This window comes from Pseudogemmobacter sp. W21_MBD1_M6 (assembly GCF_052119585.1).
Taxonomy (GTDB): Bacteria; Pseudomonadota; Alphaproteobacteria; order Rhodobacterales; family Rhodobacteraceae; genus JBGQOJ01.
Genome location: NZ_JBGQOJ010000020.1, coordinates 17,528 through 42,626, shown reverse-complemented (window position 1 = coordinate 42,626; position 25,099 = coordinate 17,528). Strand labels below are relative to the sequence as shown.

General features: G+C 59.7%; 23 protein-coding genes. 12 read left to right on the top strand and 11 right to left on the bottom strand.

All coding sequences use genetic code 11. The annotated features are described in order from the left end of the window. Positions 1-37: 37 nt before the first annotated feature. A complete protein-coding gene (locus ACEN2R_RS16340) occupies positions 38-1,051 on the bottom strand; it encodes a C4-dicarboxylate TRAP transporter substrate-binding protein (RefSeq protein ID WP_442043745.1) in 1,014 nt (337 codons plus the stop codon). 133 nt (positions 1,052-1,184) lie between these two features. Between ACEN2R_RS16340 and ACEN2R_RS16335 the strand changes: the two genes are divergently transcribed. Continuing rightward, positions 1,185-1,961, top strand: coding sequence for an HpcH/HpaI aldolase family protein (locus ACEN2R_RS16335; protein ID WP_442043744.1), 777 nt, complete (start codon positions 1,185-1,187; stop codon positions 1,959-1,961). 163 nt (positions 1,962-2,124) lie between these two features. Next, entirely contained in the window at positions 2,125-3,579 is a 1,455-nt protein-coding gene (guaB, locus tag ACEN2R_RS16330) for an IMP dehydrogenase (RefSeq protein ID WP_442043743.1), read from the top strand. 109 nt (positions 3,580-3,688) lie between these two features. On the opposite strand, the gene ACEN2R_RS16325 is transcribed toward guaB, so the two are convergent. Both ACEN2R_RS16325 and ACEN2R_RS16320 read right to left on the bottom strand, forming a co-directional pair. Beyond that, positions 3,689-4,132, bottom strand: coding sequence for a YqaA family protein (locus tag ACEN2R_RS16325; RefSeq protein ID WP_442043742.1), 444 nt, complete (start codon positions 4,130-4,132; stop codon positions 3,689-3,691). Positions 4,133-4,209: 77 nt separating this feature from the next. Next, a complete protein-coding gene (locus tag ACEN2R_RS16320; protein WP_442043741.1) occupies positions 4,210-5,607 on the bottom strand; it encodes an MBL fold metallo-hydrolase in 1,398 nt (465 codons plus the stop codon). 178 nt (positions 5,608-5,785) lie between these two features. Between ACEN2R_RS16320 and ftsH the strand changes: the two genes are divergently transcribed. The 4 genes from ftsH (at position 5,786) to ACEN2R_RS16300 (ending at position 12,420) form a co-directional block, all read left to right on the top strand. Beyond that, the gene (ftsH, locus tag ACEN2R_RS16315) at positions 5,786-7,636 is read left to right on the top strand and encodes an ATP-dependent zinc metalloprotease FtsH (protein ID WP_442043740.1); all 1,851 of its coding nucleotides are present in this window, start codon (positions 5,786-5,788) and stop codon (positions 7,634-7,636) included. A gap of 121 nt (positions 7,637-7,757) precedes the next feature. Beyond that, positions 7,758-8,600: a universal stress protein gene (locus tag ACEN2R_RS16310; protein WP_442043739.1), complete on the top strand. Its 843-nt coding sequence runs from the start codon at positions 7,758-7,760 to the stop codon at positions 8,598-8,600. Between the two features lie 235 nt (positions 8,601-8,835). Continuing rightward, positions 8,836-10,002, top strand: a complete 1,167-nt coding sequence (locus ACEN2R_RS16305; protein ID WP_442043738.1) for an RsmB/NOP family class I SAM-dependent RNA methyltransferase — start codon at positions 8,836-8,838, stop codon at positions 10,000-10,002. 135 nt (positions 10,003-10,137) lie between these two features. Beyond that, positions 10,138-12,420 carry an ATP-binding protein gene (locus ACEN2R_RS16300; protein ID WP_442043767.1) on the top strand — a complete coding sequence of 761 codons (2,283 nt, stop codon included), beginning with the start codon at positions 10,138-10,140 and terminating at the stop codon, positions 12,418-12,420. 24 nt (positions 12,421-12,444) lie between these two features. Here ACEN2R_RS16300 and ACEN2R_RS16295 read toward each other — a convergent pair whose 3' ends face one another. Beyond that, positions 12,445-13,047, bottom strand: a complete 603-nt coding sequence (locus ACEN2R_RS16295) for a gamma-glutamyl kinase (protein WP_442043737.1) — start codon at positions 13,045-13,047, stop codon at positions 12,445-12,447. 198 nt (positions 13,048-13,245) lie between these two features. On the opposite strand from ACEN2R_RS16295, the gene recA reads away from it, so the two are divergent. The 3 genes from recA to ACEN2R_RS16280 all read left to right on the top strand — a co-directional run bounded on the left by recA (position 13,246) and on the right by ACEN2R_RS16280 (position 17,404). Beyond that, the gene (recA, locus tag ACEN2R_RS16290) at positions 13,246-14,328 is read left to right on the top strand and encodes a recombinase RecA (protein ID WP_442043736.1); all 1,083 of its coding nucleotides are present in this window, start codon (positions 13,246-13,248) and stop codon (positions 14,326-14,328) included. Positions 14,329-14,460: 132 nt separating this feature from the next. Continuing rightward, complete coding sequence (alaS, locus tag ACEN2R_RS16285; RefSeq protein ID WP_442043735.1) at positions 14,461-17,118, top strand: alanine--tRNA ligase; 2,658 nt, start codon at positions 14,461-14,463, stop codon at positions 17,116-17,118. Position 17,119: 1 nt separating this feature from the next. Then, entirely contained in the window at positions 17,120-17,404 is a 285-nt protein-coding gene (locus ACEN2R_RS16280; RefSeq protein WP_442043734.1) for a DUF1330 domain-containing protein, read from the top strand. Between the two features lie 102 nt (positions 17,405-17,506). Here the strand turns inward: ACEN2R_RS16280 and typA are convergent, their stop codons facing one another. From typA to ACEN2R_RS16260, 4 genes are all read right to left on the bottom strand, one after another. Beyond that, a complete protein-coding gene (typA, locus tag ACEN2R_RS16275) occupies positions 17,507-19,324 on the bottom strand; it encodes a translational GTPase TypA (RefSeq protein WP_442043733.1) in 1,818 nt (605 codons plus the stop codon). Positions 19,325-19,409: 85 nt separating this feature from the next. Next, the gene (locus ACEN2R_RS16270; RefSeq protein WP_442043732.1) at positions 19,410-19,745 is read right to left on the bottom strand and encodes a DMT family transporter; all 336 of its coding nucleotides are present in this window, start codon (positions 19,743-19,745) and stop codon (positions 19,410-19,412) included. A gap of 10 nt (positions 19,746-19,755) precedes the next feature. Further along, entirely contained in the window at positions 19,756-20,358 is a 603-nt protein-coding gene (locus tag ACEN2R_RS16265) for a YitT family protein (RefSeq protein ID WP_442043731.1), read from the bottom strand. A gap of 39 nt (positions 20,359-20,397) precedes the next feature. Beyond that, positions 20,398-20,856: an Lrp/AsnC family transcriptional regulator gene (locus ACEN2R_RS16260; protein ID WP_442043730.1), complete on the bottom strand. Its 459-nt coding sequence runs from the start codon at positions 20,854-20,856 to the stop codon at positions 20,398-20,400. A gap of 122 nt (positions 20,857-20,978) precedes the next feature. Between ACEN2R_RS16260 and ACEN2R_RS16255 the strand changes: the two genes are divergently transcribed. Continuing rightward, positions 20,979-21,185, top strand: a complete 207-nt coding sequence (locus ACEN2R_RS16255) for a DUF6356 family protein (RefSeq protein WP_442043729.1) — start codon at positions 20,979-20,981, stop codon at positions 21,183-21,185. 32 nt (positions 21,186-21,217) lie between these two features. Continuing rightward, positions 21,218-21,997, top strand: a complete 780-nt coding sequence (locus ACEN2R_RS16250) for a class II glutamine amidotransferase (protein WP_442043728.1) — start codon at positions 21,218-21,220, stop codon at positions 21,995-21,997. Positions 21,998-22,080: 83 nt separating this feature from the next. On the opposite strand, the gene ACEN2R_RS16245 is transcribed toward ACEN2R_RS16250, so the two are convergent. The 3 genes from ACEN2R_RS16245 to ACEN2R_RS16235 form a co-directional block, all read right to left on the bottom strand. Beyond that, positions 22,081-23,289: an NADP-dependent isocitrate dehydrogenase gene (locus ACEN2R_RS16245; RefSeq protein ID WP_442043727.1), complete on the bottom strand. Its 1,209-nt coding sequence runs from the start codon at positions 23,287-23,289 to the stop codon at positions 22,081-22,083. Positions 23,290-23,408: 119 nt separating this feature from the next. Then, complete coding sequence (locus ACEN2R_RS16240; RefSeq protein WP_442043726.1) at positions 23,409-23,642, bottom strand: hypothetical protein; 234 nt, start codon at positions 23,640-23,642, stop codon at positions 23,409-23,411. A gap of 63 nt (positions 23,643-23,705) precedes the next feature. Further along, entirely contained in the window at positions 23,706-24,359 is a 654-nt protein-coding gene (locus tag ACEN2R_RS16235) for an alpha/beta hydrolase (RefSeq protein ID WP_442043725.1), read from the bottom strand. A 171-nt stretch (positions 24,360-24,530) separates the two neighbouring features. On the opposite strand from ACEN2R_RS16235, the gene ACEN2R_RS16230 reads away from it, so the two are divergent. Next, a complete protein-coding gene (locus ACEN2R_RS16230; protein ID WP_442043724.1) occupies positions 24,531-24,992 on the top strand; it encodes an Rrf2 family transcriptional regulator in 462 nt (153 codons plus the stop codon). Positions 24,993-25,099: the final 107 nt, after the last annotated feature.

Here is a 25,099-nt window from a genome sequence, read left to right as displayed (position 1 = left end):
GAAAGGATCGCCCCCGCGCAAGGCGGGGGCGTTTGACTTACATCTTTTTCAGTTCGTCCAGCTTGGCGACGGTAAAGTCGTAAAGCGCCTGTCCGGGCAGGCCCTTGCCGGCCATATCCGCGATCCATTCGTCGCGCACAGGGTCGGCTGCGGCGGCCTTGATCGCACCGACAACGCCGTCATCCAGCATGACGACCTCGATGTTCTTGTCTTTCAGGGTCTGGTCCCATTTCACATAGGTCTCGTCATAGGCCTCGTAATAGCGGTCCATCGAGGCGTCAAAAGACGAGGTCAGCGCCTCGCGCTCGGCGTCGCTTAGGGCGGCCATCGCATCGATATTGACCACGACAGGGCAGTTCACCGAACCGGGGTTCAGGTTGGCGGTCCACCATTTGGCGATGTCGATGGTGCGGAACGACAGATGCGCATGGGGGGCGAAGGCCACGGAATCCACAACGCCGGTTTCCAGTGCGGTATAGGCCTCGGCCGAGGTGACAGAGGTGGGCACGGCGCCGATCTTGGCCATCGCCTGACCGATACCGCCCGTGGCGCGGACGCGGTGGCCGACGAATGCCTCCAGCGTTCTTGGCGCCTCGCCGACACCGGCCAGATTATACTGCGGCAGCGGCGACGCCAAAATGGCCTGCGCATTCCAGCGCGCCAGATCCTTGACGGCCTCAGGATGCTGATACAGCGCCAGATCCAGATCGCCTTCCTGCTTCAGCGTCTCGACGCCAAGGAACGGCAGGTCCAGCACCATCAGGGTGGGGTTTTTGTCGGGGTGATAGGCGGAACAGAATTGCGCCATCTCGAAGGCGCCGATCGAAATACCATCAAGGTTTTCGGTGTTCTTGGACAGGCCGCCATAGCTGATGTTCAGGGTAAACTCGCCATTGGTTTTTTCCGAAACCAGTTCCGCCAGCTTTTCAACATGTTCGGTAAAGGCGCGGCGCTTGCCCCACAGGGACACGTTCCATTCGGTTGCCATGGCTTCGCCTGCGAACGAAACGGCCAATGCCGCCACCGCTGCTTGAGAAAGCAGTTTCTTCATGTGTAGATCCTCCCAGATTTTTATGTTTATTGACGTTAAACTACCGAGACCTGCCGTCAGGTCCAGACAAAAAACTGCACATGATGAGATTCCACGATATTTATGTAAGACATTTCAAGAAAGGGCTAACCAGATGCCGGCACCGATCAACACCCTGAAAGCCGCATTGCAGCGCGGCGAAATGCAGGTCGGTCTTTGGATGGGGCTGGCCAATCCGATCGTGGCCGAGATTGCCGCGCACGCGGGTTTTGACTGGTGCCTGATCGACGGAGAACACGGGCCGAACACGGTCACGACCTTTCTGGCGCAATTGCAGGCGATGAACGGCGCCCCCGCGCAACCCGTGGTTCGGGTGCCCGTGGGCGAGGCGTGGATGCTGAAACAGGTGCTGGATCTGGGGGCGCAGTCGGTTCTGGTACCGATGGTTGACACCGGCGAACAGGCCGCCGCGATGGTTCGGGCGGTGCGCTATGCGCCCGACGGGGTGCGGGGCCTGGGGTCTGCGCTTGCCCGCGCGTCGGGGTTCAATGCCATCGGCGACTACGCAAAAACCGCCAATCAGCAGATCTGTCTGATGGTGCAGGTCGAAAGCGCCGCCGCGGTCGCCAACATCGACGCCATTGCCGGCACCGAGGGGATCGACGTGGTGTTCATCGGTCCCGCCGATCTGTCCGCCGATATGGGGTTTCTGGGCAATGCCAGCGCGCCAGAGGTTGTCGCGGCTATCGAGCACGTGATCACCCGGATCAGGGCGGCGGGCAAGGTGGCGGGCATTATCACCTTCAACGAGGACCAGTTCGGCTATTACAGGCGCCTTGGCGTGACCTTCCTTGGGGTGGGCGGTGATGTGCCTTTGTTCGCGGCAGCGCTGCGCGGATTGGCAGATCGTGCAAAGAACGCAGCTGGTTAGACTGTTATCTTGATGTAATAGATGAGGTCGGGGCAGGTCACATCAACCGCTGCCGCCGGAAAATCCGGCATGTCGGGCGGACTGTAGCGCTATTATAGGGTTTCCCCCGCCGGGACTTCGTGAAATAGGAACTTGTCAAACGAAAACTCCCAAGGAGACCCCAATGGAGATTCGCGAGGCATTTACCTTTGACGATGTTTTGCTGGTTCCGGCCGCAAGTTCTGTTCTGCCGTCCACGGCAGATACATCCACCTTTGTCACCAAATCCATCCGCATGACGATCCCGCTTTTGTCGTCGGCGATGGACACAGTGACCGAGTCCAAAATGGCCATTGCCATGGCGCAGGCGGGGGGCATCGGCGTTGTGCACCGCAATCTGGACGTGGCAGAGCAAGCCGACGAGGTGCGCCGCGTCAAACGGTTTGAATCCGGTGTTGTCTTCAACCCGATCACCCTGACGCCGAACCAGACGCTGGCTGATGCCAAGGCGTTTCAGGCCCGCTATAACGTCACCGGGTTTCCTGTGGTCGACGAAGCGGGGCGCGTTGTCGGCATCGTCACCAACCGCGACATGCGCTTTGCCACCGACGACAAAACGCCGGTGCACGCGATGATGACCGCCGACAATCTGGCCCTGCTGCGCGAGCCTGCCGATCTGGATAGTGCCAAGTCGCTGATGAAGGCGCGGCGCATCGAAAAGCTGCTGGTCACCAATGCCGAGGGCAAGTTGACCGGCCTTTTGACGCTGAAAGACACCGAAACCGCCGTTCTGAACCCCCATGCCTGCAAGGACGAGATGGGGCGCCTGCGGGTTGCCGCAGCGACGACCGTGGGGGATGCGGGTTTCGAGCGGTCGCAGGCGTTGATCGACGCGGGCTGCGATCTGATCGTGATCGACACCGCGCATGGCCATTCCGAAGGCGTTGCGATTGCCGTCGCACGGATCAAGGCGCTGTCAAGCAATGTGCAGGTCATGGCCGGCAACGTCGCCACAGCCGAGGCCACACGTGCATTGATCGGCGCGGGCGCGGATGCGATCAAGGTCGGCATCGGCCCCGGTTCCATCTGCACCACGCGCATGGTGGCCGGTGTGGGTGTGCCGCAGCTGACCGCGATCATGGATTGCGCCAAGGCGGGCGACGACACGGGCACGCCGATTATTGCCGACGGCGGGATTAAATTCTCGGGCGATTTTGCAAAGGCGATCGCGGCGGGCGCGTCTTGCGCAATGGTCGGTTCGATGATTGCCGGCACGGACGAGTCGCCGGGCGAGGTTATTCTGTATCAGGGCCGCACCTTCAAAAGCTACCGTGGCATGGGCAGCCTTGGTGCGATGGCGCGCGGCTCTGCCGACCGTTATTTCCAAAAGGATGCGGCCAGCGACAAGCTGGTGCCCGAAGGGATCGAGGGGCAGGTGGCCTACAAAGGCTCTGCCGGTGCGGTTGTGCATCAGCTGGTCGGCGGTTTGCGGGCCGCGATGGGGTATACCGGCAACGGCACCATCGCCGAGATGCGCCGGAACTGCAACTTTGTGCGGATCACCGGTGCGGGGCTGAAGGAAAGCCACGTGCATGACGTGCAGATCACACGCGAAAGCCCGAACTACCGGATCGGGTAGACGAACAAACACTTAGACGGCGCGAGGGTCTTCGCGCCGTCTAAAGATGGCAAATATGAACCATTGTCCGGCTTGTGCCCACGCGGTCGAACTTGCTTTGTCAGCAGGCCTAAACTCCCTGCCAGTGCATATAGGCCAATGCGATCAGGCTATAGCGAAACCCCTTGCCAAGGGTCACAAGCATCAGAAATTGCGCTATATTTATCCGCATGGCCCCTGCGACCACGGTTAGCGGGTCGCCGATGACGGGCACCCAGGACATCAGCAAGGACCAGACACCGTAACGAGCATACCATAGTTTCGCCCGCTCGAAGTCGGCCTGTTTCACCGGAAACCAGCTGCGGTCGCGATAGCCCGACAAAAAGCCGCCGATCCACCAGTTCACCACAGAGCCAAGCACGTTTCCCGCCGTCGCGACCAGAACCAGCAGGGCGACCTGCGACTGGTCCGCGACCAGAAACGCCAGCAGCACCGCCTCGGATGATCCCGGCAACAGCGTGGCAGAGGTAAAGGCGCTGAAAAACAGCACGAATAGGGTCGATAGTATGGTCACAAAGCGCCCCTGCTGAACTGCAAGAGGCAGACCAATAGCAAAGAAATCCGGCGCCCGACAGAGAGGATGCGCCGGGCCTAGTCAAGCGTCACCCGTTGATGAAGGGTCGGGATCAGCGTCGCCGCGTTGCGCTTTTTCAGGCAGTCCGCCATGGCGGGCATCGCCGTGGCCGGTTCGCCGTGGACCAGAAACGTTGTTCCCGGCGTGCCGGTCTGGCTGTGCCATGACAAAAGCTCTGTCTGGTCCGCGTGGGCGGAAAACCCGTTTATTGAGTGAATTCTGGCATTTACGACGACATCCTCACCAAACAGGCTGACCTGTTGCGCACCGTCGATGATCTGGCGCGCCAACGTGCCTTCGACAGCGAAACCCACGAAAATCACGCTCGATTCCGGTCGCCACAGATTACTGCGCAAGTGGTGGCGCACGCGGCCACCGCTGCACATCCCCGATCCCGCCAGAATGACCGCGCCTTGCCGGATGCGCGAGATCTGCTTTGATTCCTCGACCTGACGGGTGAATTGCAGATTGGGCAGGGCGAACGGGTCTTTGCCGGACATGATCTGGGTGCGAAAGGCGTCTTTGAACGCGTAGGGGAACTGCCTGAATATGCCGGTGGCGGAAATGGCCATGGGCGAGTCCAGAAAGACCGGCAAATTCCGTGGCAACTGATCTTGCTCGACCGCTTGCGCAAGGTGGAACAGGATTTCCTGCGACCGTTCCAGTGCGAAGGTCGGGATGACGACGTTGCCGCCACGGGCAAGGGTTTGACGGACGGCATCCAGAAATTCCGTGACCGTGGCATCAAAGGCCTTGTGATTGCGGTCGCCGTAGGTGGTTTCCATAATGACGTAATCCGCCTTGGGCGGGGGCGTCGGATCGTGCAGCACGGGCCGGCCCGAATTGCCAAGATCGCCGGAAAATACGATGCGGCGGCTTTTTTGCGCCTCTGTCACATCCAAAACAATAGAGGCCGCGCCAAGGATATGCCCCGCATTGATAAATTCCGCGCTGATCCCTTTGGCCAGTTCGATCGGCCGATCCAAGACGGCGATGCGACCAAAGGCATCCAGCGCACGCAGCACGTCTTGTTCATCGAACAACGGGGCCACCGGCTGTCCGCCCTGACGTTGCCGGTGCTTTGACGCATGTTTGGCGTCCTCTTCCTGAATATGGGCGGCGTCCAGCATCACCAGCTTTGCCAGCTCGCGCGTGGGGGCGGTGGAGATGATTTCCCCGCGAAAGCCGCGCTTGACCAGCAAGGGAATGCGCCCGCAGTGATCAAGATGCGCGTGGGTCAGCAACACGATGTCGATCTTTGCGGGATTGAACCCGAAATCGGCCAGGTTGGCGGCCTCTTGCGTGTCGCTGCCCTGAAACAGCCCGCAATCGACCAGAACCTTTTTGCCGGCGGCCTCCAGCAGGTGACAGGATCCTGTCACTTCGGATGCGGCACCGTGAAACGACAGATGCATCGGGGTCCTTTCCGTCAGGGGCAAGTCGCGCCCATTAAGGCACGCAGATCCGCAGCCTGTGCATTGACGCGGGTCAACGGCAGGCGGTTTCCGGTTTGACCGATATCAAGGCGCGGCACCCCGAACGCGGTCATGCTGCGTGGTGCATACGGGCGATGGCGCCACGGGGGTCGGACGGATGGAAAAGAAGCTAAAGTTCAGCATCGGCTATGCGGTGGCCGTGGCTGTTCTGATGCTGGGGTTCCAGTACTGGATCGCCTATCGCACCACCGCAGTCATTGATTACAGCGATTTCATCGCCCATCTGGAGGCGCACGAGATTGCCTCTGTCACGGTGACGGAAACCCAGATCACGGGCCGTTTCACCGTTCCGATGGACGGCATAGACCAGTTCGTCACCACGCGGGTCGATCCCGATTTTGCCGAGAGGCTGGAACGATACGGCGTGACCATAGGCGGCGCAAGCGACCAGACCTGGCTTGGCGCGTCCTTGTCGTGGATCCTGCCGACGCTGGTGTTTTTCGGGATTTGGTCGGTGCTGTTCCGCCGCATCGCCGCCCAACAGGGGGGCAGCGGTCTGGTCAATATCGGAAAGTCACGCGCCAAGGTCTATGTCGAGCGTGATACCGGCGTGACCTTTGATGATGTGGCCGGGGTGGACGAGGCCAAGGCAGAGTTGCAGGAGATCGTATCCTTCCTGAATGACCGCGACACCTATGGCCGTCTCGGGGCACGCATTCCCAAGGGGATTTTGTTGGTGGGGCCGCCGGGCACCGGCAAGACGCTGCTGGCGCGGGCCATCGCGGGCGAGGCGGGGGTGCCGTTCTTCTCGATTTCGGGGGCCGAGTTTGTCGAGATGTTCGTGGGCGTCGGTGCCGCCCGCGTGCGTGACCTGTTCGATCAGGCGCGAAAGGCGGCGCCCTGCATCATTTTCGTGGACGAACTGGACGCGCTGGGGCGGGCGCGATCGGCGGTGTCCGGGTTTGGCGGCAACGATGAAAAAGAGCAGACGCTGAACCAGCTGTTGTCGGAACTGGACGGGTTCGACCCCACAGTAGGCATCGTGTTGCTGGCCGCAACCAACCGCCCCGAAATCCTTGACCCGGCCTTGCTGCGCTCTGGCCGGTTTGACCGGCAAATCGTCGTGGATCGGCCCGAACGGAAAGGCCGCGAACAGATCCTTCGGGTGCATATGCGCAAGGTCAAGGCCGACAAGGGGCTGGACCTTGACCAGATTGCCGGCATCACCACAGGCTTTACCGGTGCGGACCTTGCCAATCTGGTGAACGAGGCCGCGATTATCGCGACGCGGCGCGGGGCGGGTGCCGTCTCGCTTGACGATTTCACCGCAGCGGTCGAGCGGATCATTGCCGGGGCAGAGCGCCGGACGCGGCTGATGAACCCCGACGAGCGGACCCGCGTCGCGCATCATGAAATGGGTCATGCGCTTGCCGCCGCGTCCTTGCCAAGCGCCGATCCGGTGCACAAAGTGTCGATCATTCCGCGATCTGTCGGGGCGCTGGGGTATACCTTGCAACGCCCGACCGAAGACCGGTTTCTGATCACCCTTTCCGACCTGAAGGACCGGATGGTCGTTCTTTTGGCGGGGCGGGCTGCCGAACAGCTGGTATTCCACGAGATTTCGACCGGTGCCGCCGACGATCTGGCAAAGGTGACCGATATTGCCCGCGAATGTGTCACGCGGTTCGGCATGGCAAAGGATATCGGGAATGTCGTTCTGGAGGATCGCCCGCTGAGATGGCTGGGCGACAAAAACTTTGACGCGCGGCCAAAGGACTATTCCGAAGAGACCGCCCGCGAGGTCGATCTTGCCGTTCGTGCGCTGATCGCCGAAAGCTATGGGCGGGCCACTGCGATCCTGACCGCGCGAAAGGCAGATCTGTTGGCCGGTGCGGCGATGCTGTTGACCCTTGAAAGCCTGACACCCGACGATTTCCCGCCCCTGCGGCGCAAGACGGCGGCAAAGCGGGCCTCAGTTCGCAAGGTCGGTTCGCCGGATCGCGATTGATTGCTGTCAATGCGGGCGCGCGGGGTGCGGATAGTGTGTCACTTATCTAACGCTAACCCCGCTATGACCATCACCCCCGAACCGGCCATCGCCGACCCCGGGCCGCGCCAAGGACATTGATATGCCGATCAAGACAATCGCCGTCGGACTTATGACCGCCCCTGAGGCCGAATGGCTGGTGCCAGCGGCCTGCGCGCTGGCTGAAACATGGGATGCGCATCTGATCGGCGTGCATCCGGTAGAGCCGTTTGTGCCCTATTCGGGGGCCGATATGGGGGTGCCTGACCTTGTCGGGCCGATGTTCCTTGAATGGCAGATGGAAGAGACCGCCGCGATCAAGAAGACGTTCGACCATTTCACGCGGCTCGAGGATTTCGTGTCGGGCTGGCGAGAGCAGGATGTGACCATGATCGGGGCGGGAGATTTCCTGCTGAACCATCTGCGAGCCGCCGATCTGGTCGTCATGGGGCAAGTGGACCCCGAAACCGGCCAACGCGACCAGACCCGCCTACAGGAACAGGCGATCCGTGAGTCGGGGCGTCCGGTGCTGGTGTTGCCACGGGGCAAGACCGAGTTTGGCGTCGTCCGGCACCTGTTGATCGGCTGGAGCAATACCCGCGAGGCGACCCGTGCCGCCCACGAGGCACTTGCACTTCTGTCTCCCGGTGCGGCGGTCGATATTCTTTTCGTCGGCCCCGAGGGCAACAGCACGCACGGCGAAACTGTCTTGCGACAGGATTTGGCTGCGGCGCTGGACCGGCACGGCTACAAGGTGAACATGATAACCCGGCCCAAGGCGGGGTCCGGCACAGGTGATGTCCTGATGGAGGTCGCATTCGAGCAGGGCGCGGACCTGATCGCATCGGGGGCGTTCGGACATTCCCGCGCCTATGACTTTGTGATCGGGGCCGTCACGCGCGACCTGCTGGAGAAGGCAAAGGTGCCGGTGCTGTTTTCCAAGTAGCCGCTGTTTTCCGGTCTTATCGATGGCTTCGCGTGTCTTGCGCCGGTCGGCGTGGTCTTTTATTCGGGCTGGTATAGCGATAGAACGGCGGCAAGAACACGCGGCCCAAATGATCGGGCGCGGAAGAAGGCCAAGGGTTCGACCTGCAAAACGGAAACCGGAATCCGGAATTTATGATGATAGACGTAATCAATATCAGTGGCTTGAGTGTTTTTCTTAATGCCAGGTTCGGCGCGTGACGCCCGCCGCGCGGATCAGTGCCGCAATCGAGGTTCTGGATCAGGTCGCCAAAGGCTATGCGGCTGAACGCGCGCTGACGAACTGGGCGCGTGGCAGCCGTTTTGCCGGGTCAAAAGACCGTGCCGCCGTGCGCGATCATGTATTCGACGCGCTGCGCCGCCGCAGGTCCTGCGCCTTTCTGGGCGGCGGGGCGGATGGCCGCGCCGTGATGCTTGGCAGCTTACGCGCGCAAGGCGCTGATCCTGCGTTGTTTTTCAATGGCGAAGGGCACGCGCCCGCGCCCCAGAGCGAGGCAGAGCAACAGCCGCCCCGCACCGAGATGCCGCGCAATGTGCGGCTGGACATTCCCGACTGGCTCGCACCGCCGTTGATGGCCTCTTTGTCGGGGGATTTCGAGGCGGTGTGCGACAGTCTGCGCCACCGTGCGCCTGTGTTTTTGCGAGTCAATCTACGCGCGGGAACCCGCGACGATGCCGTCGCATCACTGGCCGCCGAGGGCATTGTCACAGTGCCGCATCCCTTGTCGAACACCGCCTTGGATGTCACTGAAAACGCAAGAAGAATCCAGAACTCACAGGCCTATACCCTGGGGCTGGTCGAATTGCAGGACGCTGCGTCTCAGGCGATAACGGATATGCTGCCGCTGCGCACCGGCGCCCGCGTTCTGGACTATTGTGCGGGGGGCGGCGGCAAGACTTTGGCGATGGCGGCCCGTGCCGATGCCACCTTCTTTGCCCATGACATAGAATCCCGCCGCATGGCCGATTTGCCCGTGCGCGCCGCGCGTGCGGGCGTCGAGGTGACCCGTTTGCGCACCTCCGACATCGCCGGCCACGCGCCCTTTGATCTGGTCCTTCTGGATGTGCCTTGTTCGGGCAGCGGGTCGTGGCGGCGCGCGCCCGAGGCGAAATGGCTGCTGACTGATGACCGGTTGCGCCAATTGGTCCGGTTGCAAGGAGAAATACTAGATAAAGCAGCGGGTTATGTGGCGAAAGGTGGCGTTCTTGCCTACGCGACCTGCTCGTTGCTCAAGGACGAGAACGCGTCGCAGATCGACGCCTTTCTGTCACATCGCGCGGGTTGGAAATTGCTTGAAAAACGGCGCCTTACACCGATTGACGGCGGGGACGGCTTTTTTATCGCACTATTGACGCGTGTGTGAATTCCTGAATAATCAACCTGGAATGGTTTTTTTCGCTCAATTTTTCGACTTAATCGGCGCTTAACGATTTGGGACCGAGAATTGCGGTCGAACGAATCGAAGAAAGGGTTGAGCGTGGCGCATCCGGCGGATCTGATGCCAGAACTGACGCGGGTCTCTGGCAGGCTGGCACCGCGATCAGGTCTTCTGGCCGTGTTTTCGACCGTTCTTCTTGGTGCTTCGGTCATAGTTCCCGACGTTTTGATCGGGTTGGTGCTATTGGCGACCGGGGTCAGTTTTGGGGTGGCGGTGCTGGCTGTGCGGGTGCTGAGCGCACACCAGAACCGCAGCCATCAACAGCTTTGCAGCACGACGGCATTGTTCATTGCGCATGACGCCTCTCCGGGATTTTTGGCTGATCCCGATGGCGAGGTCTTTTATTGCAACGCCTCGGCAAAGGACCGGTTCGGAACCACACCCGGTCAAAGCCTTGCCGGATGTATCGCGGATTTCTTCGCCAATCCGACAGAGATCGTGTTCCGGCTTCAAAACCGCGCCAGCGCCTTTGGTGCCGCGACAGAAGATTCTGTGACCAAGCGCGGCCATATCCGCCTCTCCGTGCATCAGATCGGCCAAAGCGGATATTTGTGGCGGGTCGAGGACATCGCCGATCGCGGACCCGCCCGCAGCACAGATGCCCTGACCGTTCCGATGCTGACGGCCAGTAAATCCGGAACCGTCCTGTTCATGAACGAGGCGATGCGGGAGATGCTGGGGGGGCGGCCCAAGACGCTTGACCGGATCTTTCCGGGTCTGCCGTTGCGGTCGGGCCAGCTGAACGAGATTTCGTCGGCAGAGGGCAAATGCCATGCTGTGGTGGCGGAATACGACAGCGCCGCAGGTCGGCGCGAAATCTATATTCTGCGCGGAACTGCGACCCAAAGCGCGGTTGTGGATTGGCAATTCTTCGATGAACTGCCTGTTCCTATGTTGAAAATAGCGCCTGATGGAAAGATCAGGATGGCAAACCGGTTGGCACGGGCCTTGCTGGATGATCCGGTCGCACCAGAAACGGTTCTGTCGGACCTTGTCGAGGGATTGGGGCGCAGTGTCGCGGACTGGTTGCAGGATGCCGCGGCCGGGCGCGGGCTGAACCATCCAGAGGTTCTGCGCGCCACCCGGCCCCCGTCCGAGGTGTACCTGCAGGTGACGCTTGGCCGGGTGATCGAGGACGATCAGCCGATGCTGGTCGCGGTGCTGGTGGACGCGACAGAGTTGAAGACACTGGAGGCCCAGTTTGTCCAAAGCCAGAAAATGCAGGCGATTGGCCAGTTGGCAGGGGGCGTGGCGCATGATTTCAACAATCTGTTGACCGCGATTTCAGGCCACTGCGACCTGCTGATGCTGCGCCACGACGAGAATGACCCCGAATACGGCGATCTTGTGCAGATCAGCCAGAATTCCAATCGCGCCGCCTCGCTTGTTGGCCAGTTGCTGGCATTTTCGCGCAAACAGAACCTTCAGCCGCAAGTTCTTGACCTCCGCGACACGCTGGCCGATCTGACGCATCTTCTGAACCGGCTGGTGGGCGAGACGGTCTCGCTTTCCCTAACGCATGATCCGGCGCTTTTGCCGATCCGCGCGGACAAGCGACAGCTGGAACAGGTGCTGATGAACCTGGTGGTCAACGCACGGGACGCCATGCCTGCGGGGGGCGATATCCGGATCGAAACGGAAACCCGCCGTCTTGTCGTGCCGTTGGCCCGTGACCGTGTGGTTGTGCCGGCGGGAAATTACGTTTTGGTCACTGTGACCGACCAGGGAACGGGAATTCCCCCGGACCAGATTCCAAAAATTTTCGAACCGTTCTTCACGACAAAACGACAGGGAGAGGGAACCGGTTTGGGCCTGTCCACGGCCTATGGAATTGTAAAGCAATCCGGCGGGTTTATTTTTGTCGACAGTGCCATTGGCACGGGGTCGTGTTTTTCCCTGTATTTCCCGGTGTTTGACCGCCCCATCGAACCTGTTGCCAAGCGTGCCGTAACTTCTGTGCCGAATATGGGCACCCCGCAGGAGGGGGTCGTGCTGCTTGTCGAGGACGAGGCGCCGGTCCGCGCCTTTGCCTCCCGGGCGCTAAGGATGCGGGGCTACACCGTGCTGGAGGCCGAAAATGCCGAGGAGGCGCTGCGCACCCTCGAGGACAAGAACCTGACCGTCGATCTTTTTGTGACCGATGTTATCATGCCGGGGCTGGACGGACCAAGCTGGGTGAAAAAGGCATTGATGGACAGGCCGGGGGTCAAGGTGGTGTTCGTCTCGGGCTATGCCGAGGAATCCTTTGCCGATGCGCAGATCAGCATTCCGAACTCTGTGTTCCTGCCCAAACCGTTCTCGCTGAAAGATTTGACGCTGACCGTGCAAAACCAACTGCAATAGGCGGTGTATCGCGGACAATCCGCGTTACAGGCGGCGACGCGACGCCTCCCAGATGGCGAATTCGTCGGCGCGCTTTCGGCGCAGACGTGCTTCGATCTCGGGTGAAAGTGTTACATCCATTCGGGGCGAGACATTGCTGCGGGGCAGGACGAGGGTGATCTGAAGGCGATCCTCCAGAAACCGGATCAGCCGGTCAGGTTGTTCGTAGCAAAACAGATGGTCGACACCCACCGCGCCGTCTGCTCCTGTGACAAACTTCGCCTGCGATCCGACCTCGGCGAACGCGGGCCGCTTGCCCATCAGATAGGCGTCGACAAAGGTATCAAAGCTGATCCCGGCTGTGCTGTTCGGGTTGCCGTTCAAATGCGGTCGCCTGCGATACCGGTACCAACTGCCCAGCCAGTCGACGGGTTCCCGGATCATCGCCACGGTTTCAATTTCTTGCCCGCCGACACCCTCGAAAAACGGGCGTAAAAACCGGTTATACCGATAGATGGGTGCGTGTTTCAGGATGGGTGGATCCGATATGATCGTCGATGCATGTGGTGCCAATGCCTCGGAAAGGGCGGTGGTTCCGGTCTTCGGCACGGCCAGAAGAACCAGATTTTCCTTCCAGAAAACAAGCATATAGCAGTCCAACTCTCACAAAATTCCACACCGTCACTGCACTGTAAACTACTCCTTAACCTATTTGGGAAAAAGATGGGTCATGAAGAAATATGTTGAAATGTTCTTCTTTTGATCCCATAAGAAATGAGAACAAGAGAAGAACAAAGGCAATCATTGCCGCCCGACCCAGGGTGTGGAATAAGGGACTGAATTAAAATGGCAACGGCAGAACTCCTCAGCATGAATACCAAGCGCGATTCCGAAAAGCAAAAGGCGCTCGATTCTGCGCTGGCCCAGATCGAACGTCAGTTCGGCAAAGGCTCGATCATGAAACTGGGGCAGAACGGCGCGGTTCAGGAAATTGAATCTACGTCGACTGGTTCCCTCGGGCTCGATATCGCCCTTGGAATCGGTGGCCTTCCAAAGGGCCGCGTTGTCGAAGTTTATGGCCCGGAAAGTTCGGGCAAGACGACGTTGACTCTGCATTGCATCGCAGAAGAGCAGAAGAAAGGCGGCGTATGCGCTTTTGTTGACGCGGAACATGCGCTTGATCCGGGATATGCCAAGAAATTGGGGGTCAATCTTGACGAATTGTTGATCTCTCAACCCGATACGGGCGAACAAGCGCTGGAAATCGTCGATACGCTGGTGCGTTCCGGCGCGGTCAGCATGATCGTCATCGACTCTGTCGCGGCCCTGACGCCGAAGTCAGAGCTTGAGGGCGATATGGGTGATAGCAGTGTTGGTGTTCACGCCCGACTGATGAGTCAGGCAATGCGCAAGTTGACCGGGTCGATCAGCCGGACCAAATGCACGGTGATTTTCATCAACCAGATTCGCATGAAGATCGGCGTGATGTTCGGTAGCCCCGAGACGACAACTGGTGGCAATGCGCTGAAATTCTATTCTTCGGTCCGGCTTGATATTCGCCGGATTGGCGCGATCAAGGACCGGGACGAGGTTGTAGGCAACGCAACCCGGGTTAAGGTCGTCAAAAACAAGGTGGCACCGCCCTTCAAACAGGTCGAGTTCGACATCATGTACGGCGAAGGCATTTCCAAGACAGGCGAGTTGCTTGACCTTGGTGTAAAGGCCGGTGTGGTCGAGAAATCCGGTGCATGGTTCTCTTACGGGGACGAGCGTATCGGGCAGGGCCGGGAAAACTCGAAGACCTTCCTGAAAGAAAATCCGCATATCGCAATTGCAATCGAGGATAAGATCCGCGCATCGCATGGGCTGGAGTTTGACAGCAGCGGTGGCGATGATAGCGATAATGGCGATGATCTAGTCGAAGGTTGACCGCATTTCTGTAAATTAAGAACAATAGGTCGAAGCAAATGCTGCTTCGACCTTTTTTCTTATGGTGGACAGGCTTAGATTGCGGGGATAGACCGACCCAACCCCTGATCCAACGCGCAGAGACCTTGCCCCATGCCAAGCCTGAACGATATTCGCTCCACCTTCCTTGATTTTTACGCAAAAAACGATCACGCGGTGGTGGACAGCTCTCCACTGGTGCCGCGCAATGATCCGACGTTGATGTTCACCAATTCTGGCATGGTTCAGTTCAAAAACGTCTTTACCGGCGTCGAGCACCGTCCTTATTCACGCGCGACGACAAGTCAAAAATGCGTTCGCGCCGGCGGCAAGCATAACGATCTGGACAATGTCGGCTACACGGCGCGCCACCACACTTTTTTTGAGATGCTCGGGAACTTCAGCTTTGGCGATTATTTCAAGGAACAGGCAATTCCCTATGCCTGGGACCTGATAACCAAAGAATTCGGCATTAACAAAGACCGCCTGCTGGTTACCGTTTACCACACAGATGACGAGGCGGCGGACATCTGGAAGAAATACGCTGGCCTGCCGGACGACCGGATCATCCGTATTCCGACCAATGACAACTTCTGGTCGATGGGGCCGACTGGTCCGTGTGGCCCGTGTACCGAGATTTTCTACGATCACGGTGACCATATTGCCGGTGGCCCTCCGGGCAGCCCAGACGAGGATGGCGACCGGTTCATTGAGATCTGGAACCTTGTGTTCATGCAGTTCGAGCAATTCGAAGATGGCCGCCGCGAGGCGCTGCCAAAGCCGTCGATCGACACCGGCATGGGGCTGGAGCGGGTCGGGGCATTGTTGCAGGGCAAGCACGACAACTATGATACGGACCTGATGCGCAGCCTGATCGAGGCATCTGCCCATGCGACCTCGGTTGATCCAGATGGTCCTGGCAAGGTGCATCATCGCGTGATTGCCGACCACCTGCGATCCACATCTTTTCTTATGGCGGATGGTGTGATGCCATCGAACGAGGGTCGGGGTTATGTGCTGCGCCGGATTATGCGTCGTGCTATGCGGCATGCACATCTTTTGGGCGCGACAGAGCCTTTGATGCACCGCCTTGTGCCGGCATTGGTTCGCCAGATGGGCGCGCACTTTCCCGAATTGGGCCGCGCCCAATCGATGATCGAGGAAACGTTGAGGCTGGAAGAAACCCGTTTCAAGCAGACGCTTGACCGCGGTCTGCACCTGCTGGACGACGAACTGGCGCGGCTGCCCGAAGGCGCGGCCTTGCCGGGGGCGGCGGCGTTCAAACTTTACGATACCTATGGCTTTCCGCTTGACCTGACACAGGATGCGTTGCGCGAAAAAGGCCGGGCGGTTGACATCGCGGGCTTTGACGCAGCCATGCAGGAGCAAAAGGCCAAGGCACGGGCCGCCTGGTCGGGATCGGGCGAGACCGCCGATGCGGCGATCTGGTTCGATCTGGCCGACAAACATGGCCCGACCGAGTTTCTGGGCTACGACACCGAAGTGGCAGAGGGGCAAATTCTTGCCATCGTCAAGGATGGCAAGCCGGTTGATCGCGCGGGCCTGGGTGCCAGGATTGCGATTGTCCTGAACCAGACGCCGTTTTATGCGGAAAGTGGCGGTCAGGTGGGGGACAGCGGCGAGATGAAGGTTGAAGGTGGTGCCGCGCGCATCATTGAAACTCGGAAATCTGCGGGTGTTTTCATGCATATAGCCGAAATTACCAAAGGCGCCATAGAGGTCGGGCAGGGTGCTGAACTGGTTGTGGATCACGCGCGCCGGTCGGCGATTCGTGCCAACCATTCGGCCACGCATCTGCTGCACGAGGCACTTCGCAACGCGCTTGGTACCCATGTGGCGCAGCGCGGATCATTGAATGCCGATGACCGCCTGCGGTTCGATTTCAGCCACACCAAGGCGATGAGCGAGGCCGAGCTGGCGCAGGTCGAAGCCGAGGTGAACGACTATATCCGGCAAAACACCCCCGTCGACACGCGGATCATGTCTCCAGATGACGCTCGCGCCTTGGGTGCACAGGCGCTGTTCGGCGAGAAATACGGCGACGAGGTGCGTGTGGTTTCTATGGGGCGCGAGCGCGGATCGGGCAAGGGGGCCGACGGCATGACCTATTCGCTGGAGCTGTGCGGCGGCACCCATGTGCGCCAAACCGGCGACATTGGGGTTCTGGTCGTCCTTGGCGATAGCGCGTCGGCTGCCGGCGTGCGTCGGATCGAAGCGCTGACAGGTCAGGCTGCGCTGGACTATCTGCGGGCGCAGGAGCGGGCATTGTCCGACATTGCGACCTCGCTGAAATCCCCGATTGCCGATGTGCCTGCACGGGTCCGCATAATGATGGAGGAACGCAAGGCCCTTCAGAACGAGGTTGCGCAGCTTCGCCGGGAACTTGCCATGTCTGGCGGGGGGCAAGCCGGGGTAGAAATGAATGAAATCAATGGTATACCATTCATAGCTCAAGTTCTTTCCGGCGTGAGTGGCAAGGATCTTCCGGCGTTGATTGATGCGCACAAGGCCCGGATGGGGTCAGGCGCTGTTTTGTTGATCGCGGATGCGGGTGGCAAGGCGGCTGTTGCGGCCGGGGTGACTGATGACATGACGTCGCGGGTGTCGGCAGTAGATCTGGTCAAGGTCGCAGCAGCGGAGCTTGGCGGCAAAGGGGGCGGTGGCCGTCCCGATATGGCGCAGGCTGGTGGTGCGGATGCATCGAATGCCGAGGCCGCAATCAAGGCGGCGATTGCCGTGATGGAGGGTTGAGATGACCGCACTTTGGATTGCCCATGTGCATGTGACCAATGAAGAGGCCTACGGCAAATACGCGGCGCTGGCGACCGGTGCGATTGCCGATCACGGCGGCGTGTTTCTTGTGCGCGGCGGAAAATACGAGCAACTCGAGGGCAATGATCGCAAGCGCAATGTCGTCGCCCGTTTTCCAAGCCTTCAGGCCGCCCATGACTGCTATAATTCGCCCGCCTATCAGGAGGCATTGAGCCATGCGCGCGGCGCGTCCGAGCGGGATCTGGTGATCGTCGAAGAACTTTGATTTCTTTGTTCTGAAAATATCCGCGCCGCAGTCATCCTGCGATTGCCACACAAAAAAACGGCGGGTCAATGACCCGCCGTTTTCGTATTCTATGCCCTGCGATCAGCCCGCGCGCGACTGGCGCTTGCGCTCATGCGGGTCAAGGAAGCGCTTGCGCATCCGAACAACCAACGGGGTCACCTCGACCAACTCGTCATCGTCGATATAGGCAATGGCTTGCTCCAGCGACAGGCGAACCGGCGTGGTTGTTTTTGTCGCTTCATCTGTTCCCGAGGCGCGCACGTTGGTCAACTGCTTGGCACGCAGCGGATTGACCTCAAGGTCGTTCTCGCGGTTGTGCTCGCCGATGATCATACCAGTATAGACCGGTTCCTGAACACCAATGAAGAACTTGCCGCGATCTTCCAGCTTCCAGATCGCGTAGCCAACCGAAATGCCCGATTCCATCGAGATCAGCACACCGGCGCGACGACCGGGGATCACACCCTTGTGCGGTGCCCAGGCGTGGAACACACGGTTCAGAACACCTGTGCCGCGCGTGTCGGTCAGGAATTCGCCGTGATAACCGATCAGGCCGCGCGATGGCACATGGGCGATGATGCGGGTCTTGCCGACGCCTGCCGGCTTCATCTCGACCAGTTCGCCTTTGCGCGGGCCGGTCAGTTTCTCGATCACAACGCCGGAGTATTCGTCATCCACGTCGATGGTCGCTTCTTCGATCGGCTCGTTCCGGACGCCGTCGATGTCCTGAAACAGCACCTGCGGGCGAGAAATCGAAAGTTCGAAACCCTCGCGGCGCATGTTTTCGATCAGAACGCCCATCTGCAATTCGCCACGGCCCGACACGATAAACGAGTCGCCCTGCGGCGAATCCTCGACGTGGATTGCGACGTTGGATTCGGCCTCTTTCATCAGACGCTCGCGGATGACGCGGGACTGGACCTTTTTGCCGTCCTTGCCAGCCAGCGGGCTGTCGTTGATGCCGAAGGTCACCGAAATTGTTGGCGGATCAATGGGCTGGGCGGGCAGGGCCACGTCAAGTTCCATCGCGCACAGCGTGTCGGCAACGGTACATTTGGACATGCCGGCGATGGTCACGATATCGCCTGCTTCGGCGGCGTCGATTGCCTGCTGGCCCAGACCGCGGAACGCCATGATCTTGGTGACGCGGAACTGCTCGATCTTTTCATGCGTGCGCGACAGGGCCTTGATCGTCTCGCCGACGGTCAATGTGCCGCTTTCAACGCGACCGGTCAGGATGCGGCCGATGAACGGGTCGGACCCAAGGGTCGTTGCCAGCATGCGGAACGGCTCTGCGCGGGCCGCGACCTGCGCGGGGGCGGGCACGTGATCCACGATCAGCTTGTACAGGGCATCAAGGTTCTTGCGCGGGCCGTCCAGTTCCATATCGGCCCAGCCGGACCGGCCCGATGCATACATCACCGGGAAATCAAGCTGGTCGTCGTCTGCGCCAAGGTTGGCGAACAGGTCGAAGACCTCGTTCAGGGCGCGATCAGGCTCGGCGTCGTTCTTGTCGACCTTGTTCAGGACAACAATCGGGCGAAGGCCAAGGGCAAGCGCCTTGGCGGTCACGAATTTGGTCTGTGGCATCGGGCCTTCGGCGGCGTCAACCAGCAGAACAACACCGTCCACCATGGACAGGATCCGCTCTACTTCGCCACCAAAGTCGGCGTGGCCGGGGGTGTCGACGATGTTGATGCGCAGGCCGCCCCACTCAAGGCTGGTGGCTTTCGCAAGAATGGTGATCCCGCGCTCGCGCTCCAGGTCGTTGCTGTCCATGGCACGTTCGGCCACAGCCTGATTCTCGCGGAATGCACCGGATTGTTTCAGCAACTCGTCCACCAGCGTCGTTTTGCCGTGGTCAACGTGTGCGATGATCGCAATATTTCTAAGGTCCATGAAAGGGCGCCTGTTCTGGATTTGGATGTATTTGGGTGCGCCATACCGTTGAATCCCCCGAAAGGCTAGGGGCATAGTGCCGGTTCTAGTGCGTGGCGCTGTTTGAGAAGAAATTAATGACTAAAATACCAGATACAATAAGCGTCATCCCGAAAATTGCGGGTAAATCCAGCTTTTGTCCAAAAACCACCAACCCGATCAACGCGATCAGAACGATCCCCAGTCCCGACCAAAGCGCATAGACGATTCCGACAGGCATATATTTCAGCGTCAGGCTGAGGAACACAAAGGCACCGGCAAATCCCACAACCACCCCGACAGAGGGCCAGAACCGCGTGAATTGCTGGCTGGCCTGAAGGCACGAGGTGCCGAAGGTTTCGAACATCACGGCAATCACCAGATAGATATACTGCGTCGGCATGGTCGGCCCCTTATGTTGCGATGTAACGGTCTTTGCGGTGGTTGACCGCGATCACAAGATTGACAATCACCGCCCCGAGTAACGAATAGGCGACGATGCGCGCATCCAGAAGGAAATAAGCGGCGCAAAACAGGATGGCGTCAAAGCCCAGTTGCGTCCAGCCCGCGCGAAACCCTGTCTTGTCCTGTAGATAAAGCGCAAGAACGCCCACCCCGCCAAGACTGGCCCCGTGGCGGAACAGCACAATCAGGCCAAGCCCCGCAATCGCCCCAGCCAACAAGGCCCCCAGGGCCGGATCCAGATGTTCGAACCGCACAAGGCTAGGCATCACCTGGGCAAAGACCGACAAAAGCCCGACGGCGACAAAGCTTTTCGCGGTAAACCTTGGCCCCATCCGAAGATAGGCCAGCAGATAGAACGGCAGGTTGATCACAAAGAAAACCGGCCCGAACGACCACCCGCCAACATAGGACAGCAACACCGCAAGGCCCGCCGTCTGTCCGGTGATCAGCCCCAGATGGGTCAGCATTGTCACGCTTAACGCGCATAGGGCGGTGCCAAGGACAAAGGCCTGGGCATCTTCGATCGGGGAGTGGTTGTGATTTTGCGACATGGCCACAGTGCTGACAAAGCGCAGGGGGATTGTCCAGCGTCACAGTGGCAACTGCGTCGTTTCCTTGATCTCTTCCATCACAAAGCTGGCTGAGACATCCTTCATCTCGACCCGCCGGATCAGCCTTTGATACAGCGCGTCGTAGTCCGCCACATCCGACACGCGGGCGCGGATCAGATAGTCCAGATCGCCGGTCATCCGGTAAGCGCCCAGAATTTCCGGCATATCCCGCGTTGCCGCGGCAAAGGCCGCCAGCCATTCGGGGTCATGCCGCGCGGTGCGGATCAGGATAAACACCGACAGGCCAAGGCCCAGCTGCACAGGGTCCAGCAGCGCCACGCGGGCGCGGATCAGTCCGCGTGCCTCCATCGCCTTGACGCGGCGCCAGACGGCATTGCGCGACAGGCCCACACGTTCGCCCAACACTTCAAGCGCGGTATCCGCGTTGCGTTGCAGTTCTCCAAGGATTTTGCGGTCTAGCGGGTCGATTGTCTCCATCTGGACAGCCTATAACAGAAAATATCCCAATATAAATTATTTTCCCCCGATGTTTGAGAAAACATCCCGCCCCGCCCGGTGTATGTTTCCCCTTAACCACATGCCGCATGGGACAAACGCACATGATCAACCGCATTTTCCTCGATCATCCACAAAAGGTCGACGAGACCTATCTGGAACACGCCCGCTTTGCCGGCAGCTTTTCGCTGAAACTCTTTGCGGCGGCGGGGGCGGCGATGGTCCATGCCATCATCCCTTGCTTGTTCGAGAAGACCGCAAGCGGTATCATCGCCGGACTTTACGCCAAGACCCATAATCGGGGGCAATAACCCGATCCCCATAGCCGAGCAGAGGCCAGTGAATGTGTAGATGGGCCGCCTATATTGGCTCCCCGATCTTTTTGTCAGAGATCGTCTCAGACCCGGATCATTCATTGATCGCCCAGTCGCAGAACGCATCGCGGTGCACGACGTCGACCAATGCCGACGGCTTCGGGATCGCATGGTATGACCAGCGGGCAGAGCCGGGCCTGTACCGCGATGTCTATCCGGCATGGTCGGACCCTAATCTGCGGTCGCTGGCCAGCCAGGTGCGATCGGCGCTGTTTCTGGCCCATGTCCGCGCGTCAACCGGCACCGCAACCAGCCGCAACAATTGCCATCCCTTTGTCTCGGGCGCCTGGTCCTTCATGCACAACGGCCAGATCGGCGGCTTCGATATGTTCCGCAAACAGGCCGATATGGCGATCCCGGACGCGCTATACCCGCACCGCAAAGGCGCGACTGACAGCGAGGCATTGTTTCTGCTGGCCCTGGGAGAAGGGCTGGCGACAGACCCCAGGGGCGCACTGGAGCGGGCCGTAGGCCGGGTCGAGACGATGTCGAAGGCCGTCGGTGCCGCGCCGCATATGCGCCTGACGGCGGCGTTGTCGGACGGGCAAAAGCTTTATGCGGTGCGCTACGCCTCGGACGATAAGGCCCCGACCCTGTTCCATAAATGGAGCGAGACGCGCCGTGGTCGCGCGGTTGTGTCCGAACCGCTGCAAGACGGCGAAGACGACTGGCAGGCCGTGCCGCCGGGCAGCTTTTGCACCTTTGACGGGGACCGTGTTGCGATCGAACCCTTCGCGCCCGCGTCCTGATCCTCTTTTTGGTAAAAATATCCGCGCCGCAGGCATGAAAAAGGCGGGGTAAATTCCCGCCTTTTTCATTACTTTACATCATATTACATGGCTTTGTTAAGGTTCTCATCCACCTTCGACAAGAAGCCCTCTGTGGTCAACCATTTCTGATCGGGACCAACCAGAAGTGCCAGATCCTTGGTCATGAAACCGCTTTCCACAGTGTCGACGGTCACCTTCTCCAGCGTCTCTGCAAAGGCCATCAGTTCGGCATTGTTGTCCAGTTTCGCACGGTGCTTCAGGCCGCCGGTCCAGGCAAAGATCGACGCGATAGAGTTCGTCGATGTGGCCTCGCCCTTCTGGTGCTGGCGGTAGTGGCGCGTGACGGTGCCGTGCGCGGCCTCTGCCTCGACGACCTTGCCATCGGGTGTCATCAGCGCCGAGGTCATCAGCCCAAGCGAGCCAAAGCCCTGTGCCACGGTGTCCGACTGCACGTCGCCATCGTAGTTTTTGCAGGCCCAGACAAAACCGCCCGACCATTTCATCGCGGACGCAACCATGTCGTCGATCAGGCGATGCTCGTATGTGATGCCCTTCGCTTTGAATTTGTCGGCGAATTCTTCCTCGAACACCTTCTGGAACAGATCCTTGAAGCGTCCATCATAGGCCTTAAGGATGGTGTTCTTGGTGGACAGATACACCGGCCAGCCCAGATTCAGGCCGTAGTTCAGCGAAGCACGGGCGAAATCCATGATGCTGTCATCAAGGTTGTACATGCCCATGGCCACACCCGAAGAGGGGGCTTTGAACACTTCATGCTCGATCACCTGACCGTCTTCGCCGACGAATTTCATCGTCAGGGTGCCGGGGCCGGGCATCAGGAAATCGGTGGCTTTGTACTGGTCGCCAAAGGCGTGACGGCCGATGACGATGGGCTGGGTCCAGCCGGGCACAAGGCGGGGCACATTTTTGCAGATGATCGGCGCACGGAACACAACACCGCCAAGAATGTTGCGGATTGTGCCGTTGGGCGACTTCCACATCTTCTTGAGGCCGAATTCCTCGACCCGCTGCTCGTCCGGCGTGATCGTGGCGCATTTGACGCCAACGCCGTATGTCTTGATCGCCTCGGCCGCGTCGATGGTGATCTGGTCGTTGGTCTCGTCGCGGACTTCCATGGCCAGATCGTAATACTTCAGATCAAGGTCGAGGTAGGGAAGGATCAGCTTTTGCTTGATAATATCCCAGATGATCCGGGTCATTTCGTCGCCGTCAAGCTCGACGACGGGGTTTGCAACTTTGATCTTGATCATGGAGAGGCGTCCCTTACATGGCTGAATCACGCATTGCGGGCGTCATAGCCTAAAGGGATCGAATTGGGAAGTCGGTATACGGTGGTATACGGTAAATAAGCGTGCGGAAAACAGGCGATCTACCGCGCCGGTGTCTGCTTTGCGGCCTTGCTGGCGCGGTCGGCTAGAATGGCGCGGGCACGCTCTTCCGCGCGGCGGACGCGGACGGCGGTCATGAAAGCCTCCTGCAGGGTCGAGGACGAGGCGCCGACAACCTCTGCGATCTGGTCGACCAACAGGTCGTCGCCGGTGCGTTTGGCAATTTCGATGGCTTCGACCGCAAGTTCGTCGGCCATTGCGATGACATAGTCCATCTGTGCGGCTCCTGTCTGGAAAGGCGCCGCCCCGAGTGTCAGGGCGGCGATAGGGGGCGGACCCTAGCGCGAGGTTTCTGTCAGACGGCGGCGCACATATTGATCGACGTTGCCGATCATCGTGTCCATATGCGGCTCTTCAAAAAAGTGACCGGCCCCCTCGATCGTCTGGTGTGTGATGGTGATGCCTTTTTGCTCGTGCAGTTTGCCGACCAGGTTGACCGTGTCCTTGGGCGGTGCCACGCGGTCGGCGCTGCCGTTGATCACCAGACCCGACGCGGGGCAGGGCGCAAGGAAGCTGAAGTCATACATGTTGGCGGGCGGAGAGACCGAGATGAAGCCGGTGATCTCGGGGCGGCGCATCAGCAGCTGCATACCGATCCAGGCCCCGAAGCTGAAGCCGGCAACCCAGCAATGCTTGGAGTTCTGGTTCATGGATTGCAGGTAATCCAGCGCCGATGCCGCATCCGAAAGCTCGCCGATGCCCTGATCGTATTCGCCCTGGCTGCGGCCCACGCCACGGAAATTGAACCGCAAAACGGTGAACCCCATTTTGTAGAACGCGTAGTGCAGGTTGTAGACGACGCGGTTGTTCATCGTTCCGCCGAATTGCGGATGGGGATGCAGCACGATCGCAATCGGCGCGTCCTTTTCCTTTTGCGGATGATAGCGGCCTTCCAGTCGGCCTTCGGGGCCAGGAAAAATTACTTCGGGCATTGATGTCCCTGTCTTTCTGATCGGGGTGACGCCGACATTCTTGACGAAATCGGTCGACTACCTTAGAACTATTCTAATCTCTGGCGGGAATGCCGGATCGGGGTGGACAGGACGTAAGCGTCCCGTTTGCTTTCGTCAATGATTTTACAGGCGTATTGCAGGGAATAACCCATGAAACTGAGCACCAAGGGCCGTTACGCGATGGTTGCGCTGGCCGATCTGGCGACACAAAAGGACGAGGCACTGGTGTCTTTGGCGGAAATTTCCAAACGTCAGGATATCAGCTTGCCCTATCTGGAGCAGCTTTTCGTCAAGTTGCGGCGGGCGGGGCTGGTGGATTCTGTGCGTGGTCCGGGGGGCGGATACCGTCTGTCGCGGTCGCCGGATGCGATCCGGGTGTCAGATATTCTGGAGGCGGTGGACGAGACGGTCAGCGCGATGCATCAGGGGGCGGGGGCGTCGGGCGGGTCATCGGGCACGCGGGCGCAATCGCTGACCAACCGCCTGTGGGAAAGCCTGAGCGCGCATGTCTATGTGTTTTTGCACCAGACGCGGCTGTCCGACATCGTGCAGAACGATCTGACGCCATGTCCGGCGGTGCCGACCTTGTTCACGGTGGTGGACGAGGGATGAGGTGGCGTGATCCGAAGGGCGCGCGTGCCGCGCGATTGCTCTTGTCTCGGGCCCTTGCGGGCCCTCGGGATTTGCCTGCGGCGCGGATATTTTTTCCAAAAAGAACG